This is a genomic window from Streptomyces sp. NPDC047525 (genome assembly GCF_040643025.1).
In the GTDB taxonomy this organism is placed as follows: Bacteria; Actinomycetota; Actinomycetes; order Streptomycetales; family Streptomycetaceae; genus Streptomyces; species Streptomyces durmitorensis.
This window is the reverse complement of sequence record NZ_JBEYTL010000002.1, coordinates 297,412-310,628: the sequence shown is the minus strand read 5'-3', so window position 1 is coordinate 310,628 and position 13,217 is coordinate 297,412. Positions and strand designations below refer to the sequence as shown.

At 71.8% G+C, this 13,217-nt stretch carries 12 protein-coding genes; 2 read left to right on the top strand and 10 right to left on the bottom strand.

The genetic code is table 11. From position 1 onward, the window contains the following. Nucleotides 1–119: 119 nt before the first annotated feature. From ABZ833_RS06660 to ABZ833_RS06635, 6 genes are all read right to left on the bottom strand, one after another. The gene (locus ABZ833_RS06660) at nt 120–1,292 is read right to left on the bottom strand and encodes an ABC transporter permease (protein ID WP_361043127.1); all 1,173 of its coding nucleotides are present in this window, start codon (nt 1,290–1,292) and stop codon (nt 120–122) included. Nucleotides 1,293–1,384: 92 nt separating this feature from the next. Further along, nucleotides 1,385–2,119, bottom strand: a complete 735-nt coding sequence (locus tag ABZ833_RS06655; protein ID WP_361042013.1) for an ABC transporter ATP-binding protein — start codon at nt 2,117–2,119, stop codon at nt 1,385–1,387. Next, complete coding sequence (locus ABZ833_RS06650; RefSeq protein WP_361042010.1) at nt 2,116–3,513, bottom strand: peptidoglycan-binding protein; 1,398 nt, start codon at nt 3,511–3,513, stop codon at nt 2,116–2,118. The genes ABZ833_RS06655 and ABZ833_RS06650 overlap by 4 nt, the downstream gene beginning before the upstream one ends. Further along, on the bottom strand, nt 3,513–4,085 hold the full coding sequence (locus tag ABZ833_RS06645) for a hypothetical protein (RefSeq protein WP_361042008.1): 573 nt from the start codon (nt 4,083–4,085) through the stop codon (nt 3,513–3,515). The genes ABZ833_RS06650 and ABZ833_RS06645 overlap by 1 nt, the downstream gene beginning before the upstream one ends. A 124-nt stretch (nt 4,086–4,209) precedes the next feature. Continuing rightward, the gene (locus tag ABZ833_RS06640) at nt 4,210–5,184 is read right to left on the bottom strand and encodes a prephenate dehydrogenase (protein ID WP_361042006.1); all 975 of its coding nucleotides are present in this window, start codon (nt 5,182–5,184) and stop codon (nt 4,210–4,212) included. Then, nucleotides 5,181–6,554 (bottom strand): PLP-dependent aminotransferase family protein, encoded by a 1,374-nt coding sequence (locus tag ABZ833_RS06635; protein ID WP_361042003.1) that lies wholly within the window; start codon nt 6,552–6,554, stop codon nt 5,181–5,183. Before ABZ833_RS06635 ends, ABZ833_RS06640 begins: the two co-directional genes overlap by 4 nt. Nucleotides 6,555–6,764: 210 nt before the next feature. Here ABZ833_RS06635 and hppD point away from each other — a divergent pair, with 210 nt between their 5' ends. Further along, entirely contained in the window at nt 6,765–7,868 is a 1,104-nt protein-coding gene (gene hppD, locus ABZ833_RS06630; RefSeq protein ID WP_361042000.1) for a 4-hydroxyphenylpyruvate dioxygenase, read from the top strand. Then, nucleotides 7,855–8,967 (top strand): alpha-hydroxy acid oxidase, encoded by a 1,113-nt coding sequence (locus ABZ833_RS06625; protein WP_361041998.1) that lies wholly within the window; start codon nt 7,855–7,857, stop codon nt 8,965–8,967. The genes hppD and ABZ833_RS06625 overlap by 14 nt, the downstream gene beginning before the upstream one ends. A 31-nt stretch (nt 8,968–8,998) precedes the next feature. Here the strand turns inward: ABZ833_RS06625 and ABZ833_RS06620 are convergent, their stop codons facing one another. The 4 genes from ABZ833_RS06620 to ABZ833_RS06605 form a co-directional block, all read right to left on the bottom strand. After that, a complete protein-coding gene (locus ABZ833_RS06620) occupies nt 8,999–9,211 on the bottom strand; it encodes a ferredoxin (RefSeq protein WP_361041995.1) in 213 nt (70 codons plus the stop codon). A 23-nt stretch (nt 9,212–9,234) separates the two neighbouring features. After that, on the bottom strand, nt 9,235–10,452 hold the full coding sequence (locus ABZ833_RS06615) for a cytochrome P450 (RefSeq protein WP_361041992.1): 1,218 nt from the start codon (nt 10,450–10,452) through the stop codon (nt 9,235–9,237). Nucleotides 10,453–10,518: 66 nt separating this feature from the next. After that, complete coding sequence (locus ABZ833_RS06610) at nt 10,519–11,691, bottom strand: cytochrome P450 (protein ID WP_361041989.1); 1,173 nt, start codon at nt 11,689–11,691, stop codon at nt 10,519–10,521. 14 nt (nt 11,692–11,705) lie between these two features. Continuing rightward, a complete protein-coding gene (locus tag ABZ833_RS06605) occupies nt 11,706–13,217 on the bottom strand; it encodes a tryptophan 7-halogenase (protein ID WP_361041986.1) in 1,512 nt (503 codons plus the stop codon).

Here is a 13,217-nt window from a genome sequence, read left to right as displayed (position 1 = left end):
GACCGTCCAGGCAGCGGAACGGTTCTGGGAGTTGCCCGGCACAAAGCGATGCCCTCGTCGCCCGCGGGGGATTTGGGCTGACGAAGGCACCGCGTCTGTTGGGTGACGGATTGAGGGGGTCAGGTCGTGGCGAGCGCCTCCGTGGGAGGCAGCCGCGCCGCGCGGACCGCGGGATAGAAGCCGGCGAGTCCGCCGATGACCAGGGTCGCGCCGACACCGCCCGCCATCGCCCAGACCGGCACCACCGAGGGCCAGCCCTGGTAGGTGGAGTAGCCGGAGGTGACGGCGATACCGAGCAGGACACCGCCGACGCCGCCGAGCGCCGAAAGCAGCAGGGCCTCGCAGAGGAACTGCGTACGGATCTGGCCGCGTGTGGCGCCCAGCGAGCGGCGCAGGCCTATCTCCGAGCGGCGTTCAAGGACCGAGATGACCATGGTGTTGGCGACGCCGACCCCGCCGACCAGCAGGGCGACCGCGCCAAGGCCGAGCAGCAGTCCGCTGAGGGTGTCGTCGGTGGCCTCCTTGGCCTCCAGGACGTCGGAGGGGCGGGAGACGTTGGCCTCGCTGGGGTTCTCCGGGTTGGCGGTGGCGCCGAGCACGGACTGGACGTCGCTCACGGCGGATTCCTCGGCGCGGGTGTAGACCGTCGTCGGGTAGCCGTCGAAGTCCAGCTCCTTCTCCGCGACGGGCCAGCCGACCAGCGCGGCCGAGTCCAGGTCGGGGACGAGCTCGTTGGGCGCGAGGATCCCCACGACGGTGAACCACTGTCCGCCCAGCCACACCTTGGTGTCGGGTCCGGCCCGGAAGACGCCCAGTTGTTCGGCGGCCTTGGGGCCGAGCACGACGGCCGGGTAGCGCTGGTTCGCGGCGTTGAGCCAGCGGCCGTCGACGACCTCCGCGCCCGCGGTCCTCGGCAGATCCGTGCGGGCCGCGTAGACGTTGAGGCCGCCGGTCTCCTCCTTCTTGATGTGGTCGTTGCGGTAGACCTTGGCGCTCGTCTTGCCGATGGCGGAGACCGACTCGACGTCCTTGATGTTGCCGATCATGTCGACGGAGGAGTCGGGCAGATGGGCCGCGTCACCGGCGAAGGACTGGCCCGGCGAGACGGTCAGGAGGTTCGTGCCGAGCGCGGCGAGCCGCCGGTTGAGGTCCTCGCTGCTTGAGGTGGAGATGCCCACCACGCCGACCATCGCGGCGATGCCGATGGCGATGCCGAGCGCCGAGAGGAACACCCGCATGGGGCGCGAGCGCAGCCCCGATCCGCCGACCCGCAGCACGTCGGCCGGGCCCATCCGGGCCGGCTTGGGGCGCGGCGGCGGCGCGGGACGGGTCAGCTCGCGCGCCGTGCCCCGCTCCCCTGTCGTACTCAACTCCTTGGTCGGGCTCATCGCAGGGCCTCCTCGGGGAGCAGGCCGGCCGCGTCGGTGGAACCGGTCGCGTCGGTCGCGTCTTCTTCGATGCGGCCGTCCTTGATGCGGACCTCGCGCGGCAGGGAGCCCGCGATGTCCCGGTCATGGGTGATGACCACGACCGTGGTCCCCGCCCGGTGCAGTTCGTGCAGGAGCTCGATCACCACCGCGCCGGAACGCGAGTCGAGGGCGCCGGTCGGCTCGTCGGCGAGGAGCAGCGGCGGGTCGCCCAGGACCGCGCGCGCGATGGCCACGCGCTGCTTCTCGCCGCCGGAGAGCTGATGCGGCTCGTGGTAGAGGCGGTGGCCGAGGCCGACCCGGCGCAGGGCACGCTCGGCGAGTCTGCGCCGCTCGCCCCGCGGCCTGCCGCTGTACAGCAGCCCGTTCGCGACGCTGTCCAGCGCCGGGACGCCGGGGGCGAGATGGAACTGCTGGAAGACGAAGCCGATCGTCCCCGCCCGCAGCGCGGAGAGCTCCCGGTCGCTGAGCCGGTCGATGTCGTGCCCGTCGATGTGCACGGTGCCGGTGGTGGGGCGGTCGAGGGTGCCCATGATGTTGAGCATCGTGGACTTGCCCGAGCCGGAAGGGCCGACGACGGCGAGCAGTTCCCCGCGCCGGATGACGAGATCGGCGCCCTTGAGCGCCTCGACCTCTCCGTACGTCTTGGAGACTCCGGCCAGTTCGACCACCGGGTGCGCAGCGGTGGTCACTTGGGGACCCCCACGACCGTGCCGTCGGTGATGCCGGCCCCGGACACCTCCACCATGCTGTCGGCGAACATGCCGACCTTGACCGTCCGCGCCTTCACCTCGCCGTCCGCTCCGACGACCTCCACGGCGTAACCGCCTCCGCGCTGCGCCACCAGGGCGTTGACCGGGACGACGAGCACGTCCTTGCGCGTCTCCGCCTTGAGGGAGATCTCCACGGCGGCCGCCTGGTAGCGGCCCAGGCCCTTCTGGTTCTCGACCTTCAGCTCCACGGGCAGGGTGGGCTTGTCGTCGCCGCCCGACTGGCCGCCCGAGCCCTCCGACCCCGCGTCCTGAGAAGGCGTGGAGGGGGTGCCGATATCGGTGACCTCGGCCTGGACCGTGCTGTCGTCGGGAAGGGTGACCGTCGCCTTGGTGCCCTTCTCGACCATGTCCTCGTACTGCACGTCGAGGTCGACGGTGACGGTGCGTTCGGTGCCGGTCCAGGTGAGGACCGGCCCGTTCGACGGGGCGCCTGCCGTGGCCTTCACCTCGGCGACGCGCCGGGCGCCGGGGGCGACCACGGCGTCCGACGGCTGCACCGTCCCGGTCTCCGCCCGGCCCAGGTCGTCCTGCCAGTCCCTCACGGCCTCGGCGGTTGCGGCGTCGTACGTGTCGTCGACGGTGAAGCCGGTGTAGCCGAGGGCGGAGAGGTTCTTCTCCAGGATCTCGACGTCCCTGCCCTCGCTGCCCGTCTTCAGCGGGCGGTAGAAGGGGGTGGAGCCGTAGAGCAGCGGGACCTTCTGCTCCTCCACCTTGTAGGCACTCCCGCCTCGCTTGATGGTGTCGCCGTCGCCGGGCACCCAGGTGATGATCCCGGCGCCCGCCTTGCCGGCGGGCGGGGCCGGTACGGCCGTCGTGTCGCCGTAGCCGAGGTTCCCGTCCACGGTCTCCGTGCGCGTCAGCGTGGTCCGCTCGACCTTGGCGGTCTTCGGCGGCGCCGAGGGGGCGTCGCCCGCCGATCCGGAGCCGTCGTCCCCGAAGACGCCGGTGGTGGCGGCCCCCGCGGCGGCGACCACGGCGATCGCGACGACGACGATCAGCGACATCCGCAGCGGGCGGCGCCTGCGGCGGTCTCCCGGGCGGGGCGTTGTCGTCTCTCCGCCGTCGTCGTCGCCCCCTGCGGAGGAGGTCTTTTCGAGGGCGGTCTCCTCAAGCGCGGTTTCCTCGTGCTCGGGTGCCAGGCCGTCGGGAGTGCGTTCGGACACCTCCCCCGGCGTGTGCAGTTCCAGGGCTCCGGAGACCTCGCCCGAGCCGCGGACAGGCTCCACGGGGCTCTCCGACCCGGGCTCCTCGAACTCCCCTGTCTCCGCGTCCCGTTCCCTCTCGCGCTCACGTGTCTCGTCCGGTGCGGTCATCAGGCGCCGCCGCCCGAGCCGGTGAGGCCGCCGCCGGGCCACTTGTCCTGGCAGGCGATCCGGGCCTTCTGGAACTCGTCGCTGCCGGGGTCGATGCCGCTCGCGCCGAAGTCGAGCGACATGTTGCCGCCGTTGATCTCCGGGTCGGGCAGCTTGGGCAAGCCGTTCTCGCGCATGCACTTGGCCCAGGCCGAGACCTTGGCCGAGTCCAGCGGTTCGCCGCCGCCTCCGCCCCCGCCGAGCTGACCGCCCTGGGGCATCTTGTCGCGGCAGGCCTCGGTGGCGGACTGGAACTCCGCGGAGTTCGGGTCGACGTCGCCGCCCGGGGTGAGCGCGATGCCGCCGCCCGCGTCCTTCTGCGGGTCGGGGAATCCGGTCACGCCGTTCTCGCGCATGCACTCGGAGAAGGCGAGGGCCTGTTCGAAGGGGCTGGTGGGTGAGGCGTCCGGCTTTTTGGGGTCGTCCTTCGACGCGGCCGACGAGTCACCGGAGCAGCCGGTGAGGAAGACGCCGGCGACGAGCGCCGTCGCCGCGATCAGTGTCTGTGCGGTTCGCTTGTGTGTGGTGGACATGGGGCCAAGTTCTACGCGGGCACCGGTCACACGGCGGATACAAGCGGCGCCGTCCCTACAGGCTCGTCCGGCCCTGGGGCGCCGTCGCGTACGGCACCCCAACTCACCTGCGAAGACGCCGACTTCACCGCGGAGGACAAGGGACGGCCTGTCCAGGCATGCGCCCAGGAACACGCCCGGGAGCGTGTCCGGGAACCTCTGCGGGAACCTCTCCACGCAGCGGCCCGCCGAGGCGTGGCCCTTCCAGCTCCCCCACTCCGGCCGCACCCCGGTCGAGGAGGTCCACCAGGGTGTGCCTGCTCTTGCCGGAGAGCTCCCTGCCCCGCTCGGGGTCGGCGAGGTCGTACAGGGCGGCGACGATGCTGGCGAGGTCCTCCTGAAGCCGGGTGAGGATGTCGGCGACCGCCGCCGCGTTGGACTCGACGATGTCGCTCCACAGCCGGGAGTCGCCGCGGGCGATCCGCGTGGTGTCGCGCAGCCCCTGCCCCGCCAGATGGGCCGCCTCGGCAGGCCCCTCTCCCAGGCGCGCCGCCATCAGGCTGGCCACCAGGTGCGGCGCGTGGGAGGTCAGCGCCACCGCGTCGTCGTGGGCGCGGGCCCGCATCACGCGCGGCACCGCGCCGCACAGCGCGATCAGGTCCAGGGCGCGGCCGAAGGCGGCCCTGGAGGTGAGGCGGGTCGGGGTGAGGACCCAGGGGCGGCCCTGGAACAGCTCCGCGCGGGCCGCCAGCGGGCCGGAACGCTCACGGCCCGCAAGGGGGTGGCCGCCGATGTAGCGGGACGGGTCGGGGGCGGTGTCCAGGATCTCGCTCTCGGCGTGCGCCTTCACGCTCGCCACGTCGGTGTAGCTCAACGCGAGGCCCCGCGCCTGCAGTTCGGCGAGGACCGGGGCGATCTGGCTCGGCGGCACCGCGAGCACGGCCAGGTCGACGGGTTCCTGCGGGGCCTCCGGCCGCCCGGCCCCGAGCACCGCGGCGGCGCGCACGGCGGACTCGTCCCGGTCGGAGAGGTAGACGGTCACGTCTCGCAGGCGGGCCGCGAGGGCCACGGAGGTGCCGATCAGGCCGGTGCCGACGACGGCCAGGGTGCGGAGCGTCACGCGACCTCACCCGGGAGCGGCTCCCCGGTCCCCTCCCGCGCACCGGGCGCGTCGAACTCCCCGAGCCGCTCGCCGATCAGCGCGGCGAGGCGGTCAAGGCCCTGCTCGATGCGGTCGCCCGTCAACGTACTGATCGACAGGCGGAGTTGGCGGAACCCGGCCGAAGCGCCGTAGAAGTGGTGCATGGGCGTGAACAGCACGCCGTGGCGGCGCGCCGCGTGCTTCAGGAGGGCGTCGTCGACGGTGAACGGCACGGTGAGCACGATGAAGAACCCGCCGGTCGGCACGTTCCAGGTGACGGAGGCGCGGTCGCCGAGGCGCCGGTCGAGGCCGTCGAGCACCTGACGCAGATTGCGCCGGTAGACCTCCGTCTCCTGGCGGTTGGCGGCGACCAGGCTGCAGTCGTGGGCGAGGAGTTTGCCGCCGATCACGGCCTGGGCGATCGGCGAGGTGTTCACGGTGAGCATGCTCTTGAGCTTGGACAACTCGTCGGCGAACAGCGTGTCGCCGCCGCCGGCGCCTGCCACCCGCTGGTCGGCGACCACGTAGCCCACGCGGGCGCCCGGCATCCCGGTCTTGGCGAACGACCCCAGATAGACGACGCGTCGGTGGCGGTCGAGGGCCTTCAGCGTGGGCGGACGGTCGGCCGCGCTGTTCAGGAGGCCGTACGCGTTGTCCTCCAGGAGCAGGAGGTCCTCGTCGGCGGCGATGTCCAGGAGGCGGTGTCTGTCGGCGAGCGGCAGACTGACGCCCACCGGGTTGGCGAAGTCGGGCGTCACGTAGCAGGCGCGGACCCGCCGTCCGTCGGCGCGCGCCCGGCGCAGCTGGACCAGGAGGTCGTCGAGGTCGATGCCGTCCGCTCCGGTGCGCACCGGGAGTACGGGCATGTCGGCGAGCAACGCGGCCCCCGTCAGGCCGACATAGGTCGGGCTCGGGGCGAGGACGGCATCGCGGTCGTCGGCGCGCAGCGCGCGAAGGAGCAGGAACATCGCCTCCTGGCAGCCGACGGTGACGACCACGGAGGCGGGGTCGGCGTCGATGCCCTCGTCCACGGCGAGGCTGCGGGCCACGAGGTCGCCGATGATCCCTTTCGTCGCGCCGTACTGGAACAGCGTGCGGGCGGTCTCCGCCTCGCTCAGGCCGAGGCGGGTGCGGAGGTGGTCGCAGAAGACCTGGAGGTATTCGTGGATCTGGGTCACGTCGTAGAAGCCCTCGTAGGGGCGTCCCGCCGCGAACGAGATCGCGTCCGGATAGGTGTCGGCGACCTGGTTGAGGAGGTTCATGGACTCCATCGACACATCGCCGAGCGACGCGTGCAGCGTGGCCGCGTTCAACTCGGCGACGGCGATTTCCGTTTGCAGGATTTCCATCGCTTCAGCGTCTCCTGACAGCAGATCCACAGCAATGCTTTGACAGATGCGGCAACCACGAAGGCGGTCGTACCATCGGGGCCGCAAAGAGAATTCTGCCTCGCGGCCCGGCGGCAATGTCGTGGATTTCCGCAGCACCTTTCGCGGTCCGGCATTCCGCGATCCGGCGCGAGGGCATGAATCCGCATTCTTCTTCCCACGAGGACTCCAATGACGGATTTACCCGCAACGGCACCGAACAATGATCTGGCGGATCTCGCGATCGACCATGTCGAGATGTACGTCGACGGCCTGGAGGAGGCGGTGTTCGCCTGGGTCGACAAGTACGCCTTCACGGTCGTCGGCACCGGCGGCAGCGCCGACCACCGCAGCGTCGCCCTGCGCCAGGGGCGGATGACCCTGGTGCTCACCGAGGCGACGGCGGAGCGGCACCCCGCCACCACGTACGTCACCACCCACGGCAACGGCGTCGCCGACATCGCCCTGCGCACGGCGGACGTGTCCGCGGCCTTCGCCGCCGCGGTGGCGGGCGGCGCGCGTCCGGTGCGCAAGCCCACACGGCACGCGGGGGAAGGCCCCGCGGTCACGGCGGCCGTCTCGGGCTTCGGCGACGTGGTGCACACGCTGGTCGAGCGGTCCCCGGGAGAAGGCCCGGGGCTTCCGCCCGGATTCGTGCCGGCGCTCGGCTCGCGCGAGGCGCGCACCAGTGAGGTGGGGCTCCTCGACATCGACCACATCGCCGTGTGCCTGAACGCCGGAGATCTCGAATCGACGGCCCGCTTCTATCAACAGGCCCTCGGTTTCCGCGAGGTGTTCAAGGAGCACATCGTCGTCGGCGCCCAGGCAATGGACTCCAAGGTCGTGCAGAGCGCGACCGGAGCGGTGACGCTGACGCTCATAGAGCCCGATCCGCTGGCGCAGCCCGGTCAGATCGACGAATTCCTCAAGAGCCATCACGGAGCGGGCGTGCAGCATCTGGCCTTCTCCAGCAGGGACGCCGTCCGCTCGGTGCGCACGCTGTCCGCGCGCGGTGTCGGATTCCTCCAGACCCCGTCGACGTACTACGACCTGCTTTCCGAACGGATCGGGCTCAAGTCCCACACCCTGAACGAACTGCGCGCGACGAACCTCCTCGTCGACGAGGACCACGACGGCCAGCTGTTCCAGATCTTCACCGCGTCGACGCACCCGCGGGGCACGATCTTCTTCGAGGTCATCGAGCGCCAGGGCGCGCAGACCTTCGGAAGTTCCAACATCAAGGCGCTGTACGAGGCCGTGGAGCTGGAACGGACCGGGCAGCGTGCGGCGCGCTGACCCCGCGGCCGTGCGTGATCTGGGCGACGTCGAGAGGGCCGCGGCCGCGGCCCTGCCACCCGAGGTGTGGGACTTCATCGCGGGTGGCAGCGGCCGTGAGCGGTCCCTCGAGGCGAACCGGGAGGCGTTCGACCGCATCTTCGTCGCCTCCCGGGTGCTCAGGGACGTCTCGGGGTGCACCACGGACACGACGCTCCTGAAGCGTCCGGTGCGGATGCCGGTGGCGGTCGCCCCGGTCGCGTACCACCGACTGGTGCACCCCGACGGCGAGTTGGCCACCGCGCGGGCGGCGAAGACGGCGGGCGTGCCGTTCACGGTGGCCACCTTGAGCAGCGTTCCCGTCGAGGAGATCACGGCGGTCGGCGGCACGGTGTGGTTCCAGCTGTACTGGCTGCGCGAGCGGCGGCGCACCCTGGACCTGGCCCGCCGGGCCGAGGACGCGGGGTGCGAGGCGCTGATGCTCACCGTCGACGTGCCCTGGATGGGCCGCCGTCTGCGGGACGTCCGCAACGGCTTCGCGCTGCCGGGCCATGTGCGGGCCGCGCATCTGGACGGCGGTGCGGCATCGGCGGCGCACCGCTCCGGCGGGAACGGCTCGGCGGTGGCGGCCCACACGGCCGAGGCGTTCTCGCCCTCGGTCACCTGGTCGTGCGTGGAGGAGCTGCGGGCGGCCACCCGGCTGCCGCTGGTGGTGAAGGGCGTGCTCGCCGCCGAGGACGCGGTGCGGGCGGCGGAACTGGGCGCGGACGCCGTCGTGGTGTCGAACCACGGTGGACGTCAGCTCGACGGCGCGCTGCCCGGCATCGACGCCCTCCCCGAGGTGGCCGACGCGGTCGGCGACCGGTGCGAGGTCATGGTGGACGGCGGGGTGCGCGGCGGCACGGACGTGCTCAAGGCGCTGGCGTCGGGGGCCGACGGGGTCCTGGTGGGGCGGCCGCCGGTGTGGGGGCTCGCCGCAGGCGGTGAGGCCGGAGTGCGGCAGGTCCTCGATCTGCTGGCCGACGAGTTGCGCGACGCGCTGGGGCTCGCGGGCTGCGCCGGTGTCGGGGCGGCCGGGGAGCTGCGTACGGTGCGGCTGCCGCAGGGCGGCCGTGCGTGAGTGAGCGCCTGCGTGGGCGCGTGCCGGGGCTTCAGTGGCCGGCGGTGTCGTGTTCGTGCAGCGTGATCGCGCCGGACGGGCACCGCGCGGCGGCCAGGCGCACGGCGGCGGCCAGCTCGGGCGCGGGGGCCGGTGCGTTGAGCAGGACCTTGCCGTCCTCGTCCGACTGGTCGAAGACGGCGGGGACCTGGGCCATGCAGAGCCCGGAACCCGCGCAGCGGTGGCGATCGACCCGTAACTCCATCTGCTCCTCCTTGGCCTTCTCTTTCACCAGGTGACCGGCAGCCGGTCCACGCCGTGGGCGAGCGCGTGCACGCGGAACGGCACCTCCTGCTCAGGCACGGCCAGGCGCAGGCCGGGGAAGCGTCGCAGCAGCGCCGGGTAGGCGATCCGCAGTTCCATCCGGGCCAGTGCCGCGCCCAGGCAGTGGTGGATGCCGTGGCCGAAGGCGACATGGGCCGCGGGCTCGCGCGTGATGTCGAACCGGTCGGGCTCGGCGAGCAGCGCGGGATCGCGGTTGGCCATCGGCAGCGAGCACAGGACGTGTTCGCCCGCCCTGATGAGCTGCTTCCCGACGGTGACGTCCTCCAGGGCGGTGCGGGGTGTCGGGGCGTGCGGCACCGACAGATGGCGCAGCAGTTCCTCGACCGCGCGGTCCACCGCCTGGGGGTCGTCGCGCACCGCGGCGAGCTGGTCGGGGTGGCCGAGCAGCAGCAGGGTGCCAAGGCCCAGCATGCCGGAGATGTTGTCGAGGCCCGCGAGCACCAACAGGACGCACACGCCCCGCAGTTCCTTGTCCGTGACCTCGTCGCCGTGGTCGCGGACCAGCATCCCCAGGAAGCCTTCGTCGGGGTCCGTGCGCTGCCGGGCCACCATCGCGGCGACGTACCGCGAGAGCAGTTCCCCGGCCGCCGCACGCCGCTGCCGTCCCCGGCCCGGCGCGAGGAAGGCGTGGCAGCGGCGCAGGAAGTCGCCGCGGTCGTCGCGCGGTACGCCGATCAGCTCGCACAGGGCCGCGCCGGGGACCGGCGAGGCGAACGCCCCGACGAGTTCGGCGGGCGGGCCGGTGCGTTCCATGGCGTCGAGGTGCTCGGTGACGATGCCGGTGATGCCCGGCTCGATCCTGCGCATCCGGCGCAGGGTGAACTCTGGCGTGAGGATCTGCCGCAGCCGGGTGTGCTCGGGCGGGTCGTAGTCCATGAGCTGCCCGATCAGTTCGTCGGGCCGCGGTCCCTCGCCCCGGCCCGCCGAAGAAGGCGGCCCGAAGCGGCGCCGAGTGGAGAACCGCCGGTGGTCGCCGAGCACTTGGCGCACCTCGGCGTGGCCCGTCACCAGCCAGACGGGCACCCCGTCGGTTCCCGGACCCACGTCGATCCGGGTGACGGGCCGCCCCGCGGACAGCCGCCGCAGCTCTTCGGCCGGGCCGAAGCGTTCGCGGCGGGTGTGGACGAGGCCGGATCCGGCCGTGGATGTCGTCACTGTCATCGCTCCCCTGCCCATCGCTCCCCTGCCCATCGCTCCCCTGCCCATCGGCCCCCTGGCCCTCGCTCCCTACCAGGTGACCGGCAGTGTCTCCACGCCGTACGGCGCCTGTGTCCGGAAGCGGATCTCCTCCGGCGGCACGGCGGAGCGCAGCTCGGGAAAGCGGCGCAGCACCGCCAGGTAGGCGCTCTTGAGCTCCATCCGCACCAGGGAAGCCCCGATGCAGTAATGGATGCCGTGGCCGAGCCCCACATGGGCGGTGGCCTCACGGGTGATGTCGAGGTCGTCCGGCGGCGCGCCGGGCGGCCGGACGCGGTTGGCGGCCAGCAGCGAACAGGCCACCTGGTCCCCTGCCTTGATCACCTCGCCCGCGAGGCGCACGTCCTCGCGGGCGGTCCTCGGCGATGCCGTCGGGATGATCGACAGGTAGCGGATGAACTCCTCCACCGCCTGGTCGATCAGGTGCGGGCACTGCCTGAGCAGGTTCAGCTGGTCGGGGTGTTCGAGAAGGGCCAGGATGCCGAGGCCCAGCATGCTCGCCATGTTCTCCACGCCGGAGCCCATCACGAACGCGGTGAGGCCGACGAGTTCGTCGTCGTCGATGTCGTCGCCGTGCGCGCGCACCAGCCTGCCGAGCAGATCGTCGCCCGGTGCGCGCCGGTTCCTGGCCACGAGCTGGTCGACGTACGCGAGATAGGCGGCGCCCGCGGTCATCTGGAGCTGCCGGCCCCGGAAGGCGGGCCTGCTGACCTTGAGCAGCCGCGCCAGCTCCGCCCGGTCGTCGCGCTCCACGCCGAACAGCTCGCACATGACGAGGCCGGGCACGGGCCAGGCGACGTGCCGCATGAAGTCAGCGGGCTGCCCGGCTTTCTCCAGGGAGTCCAGGCAGTCCGCGACGACCGCTTCGACCGCTGGCTCGAGGCCGCGCATCCGGCGGACCGTGAACTCGGGTGTCAGCAGCAGCCGGAGCCGGGAGTGGTCGGGCGGGTCGTACTGGATGAGGTTGCCCGCCTGGACCGGCCGGGTGCCGCCCGCGGGCGGGGCCGTGCTGAACCGCTCCGCGTCACCGAGGACCGCGCGCACCTCGTCGTGGCCCGTCACGAGCCAGCCCGTCGACGAGCCTGGTCCCTCGCCGAGTTCGACCTCGGACAGCGGTGCCCGCTCGCTGAGTTCGCTGAGCTCGGGCAGTGGGTCGAGGCGGTCCCTGCGGTTGTGCATGGAGAGGTCTGACGGCCGCGCCATGCGCGGACCTCCTTCTACTCGGCCGGGCTCTTGGCGGAGACGGGCTGCTGCCAGAACATGCCGTCCTGCGACGGCACAAGACCCCCGCTGAACAAGGGGGATTCGGCTTCGGCGTCCTCCCCGAGCAGGGCGCGCATCTGGACCTGGCCGCCCTCCTGCATGACTTCGCGCACCACCGAGGACTTGAACAGCGGCACCATGCTTCCGTCGTCACTGCCGGCCAGTTCGTCGACCGCGGCGGCGAACTCCGCCGAGCCCGACGAGAAGCGCTTGGCGAGGATCTCGGCGTCCGTCAGTACACGTTCGCCTGAGGAGACACCGCCGATGAGCTCGACGAACGACTGGAGTTCGGGCCGCTCGGTCCGGGTGACCTTCTTGGCCTGCCAGAAGTAGGAGTCCTCGTCGTGGTGCATCTCGTAGAAGGACAGGAGGAATTCGTAGAAGACGCCGTACTCGCGGCGGTAGCGGGCCTCGAACTCCTTCAACGCCCTTTCCTCGTCGACGCGTTCGGACAGGACGCTGTTGATGGAGCGTGCCGCGAGCAGCGCGCTGTAGGTCGCCAGGTGGACGCCCGATGAGAACACCGGGTCGACGAAGCACGCCGCGTCGCCGATGAGGACGAGGCCGGGGCGGGAGAAGGTCGTCTGGTGGTACGAGTAGTCCTTGCGGACGCGCAGTTGTCCGTACTGGCCTGTGGTGACCCGCTCGGCGTTCGCGAGGTACTCGCCGATCAGGGGGCACTCGTCGACGAGTGCCATGAGCGCCTTCTCGCGGTCGCCCTGGATCTTCTCGGCCATCTCGCGCCGCACCACGGCGCCGACGCTCGTCAGGGTGTCGCTCAGCGGGATGTACCAGAACCAGCCGCTCGGGAACGCGACCGACAGGATGTTGCCCGAGTTGGGTTCCGGCAGCCGCTTGCCGCCTTCGAAGTAGCCGAACAGGGCGAGGCTGCGGAAGAACTCCGAGTACTCGCGCTTGCCTCCCACCCGCTGGTGCAGGCGGCTCATGTTGCCCGAGGCGTCCACGACGAACGTGGCGAGCGCCCGGCGCTCCTTGCCGTCGGCGTCGGTGTACGTGACGCCCCGGACCCGCTCGTCGTCGGCGACGACGTCGAGCACCGCGCACCCTTCGCGCACCTCGGCGCCCACCTTGCGGGCGTGCTTGAGCAGGATGTCGTCGAACTTGGACCGCTCCACCTGGTAGGCGAACGACGTCGGCCCGCTCATGCGCGGGGAGACGGAGAAGGAGAAGGTCCAGGGGTCCGGGTTGGCCCCCCACCGGAAGGTGCCGCCGCGCTTGCGCGGGAAGCCCGCCTTGGCCAGTTCGTCCGCGACACCGGTCAGCCTGCACACGCCGTGCACCGTGGACGGCAGCAGCGACTCGCCGATCTGGTGGCGCGGGAAGAACTCCTTCTCCAGGACAAGCACCCGCCTGCCCTGCATGGCCACCAGAGCGGCCAATGTCGATCCGGCGGGACCTCCGCCGACCACCACCACGTCGAATTCCTCGGAATCCGGCAAGGTCAT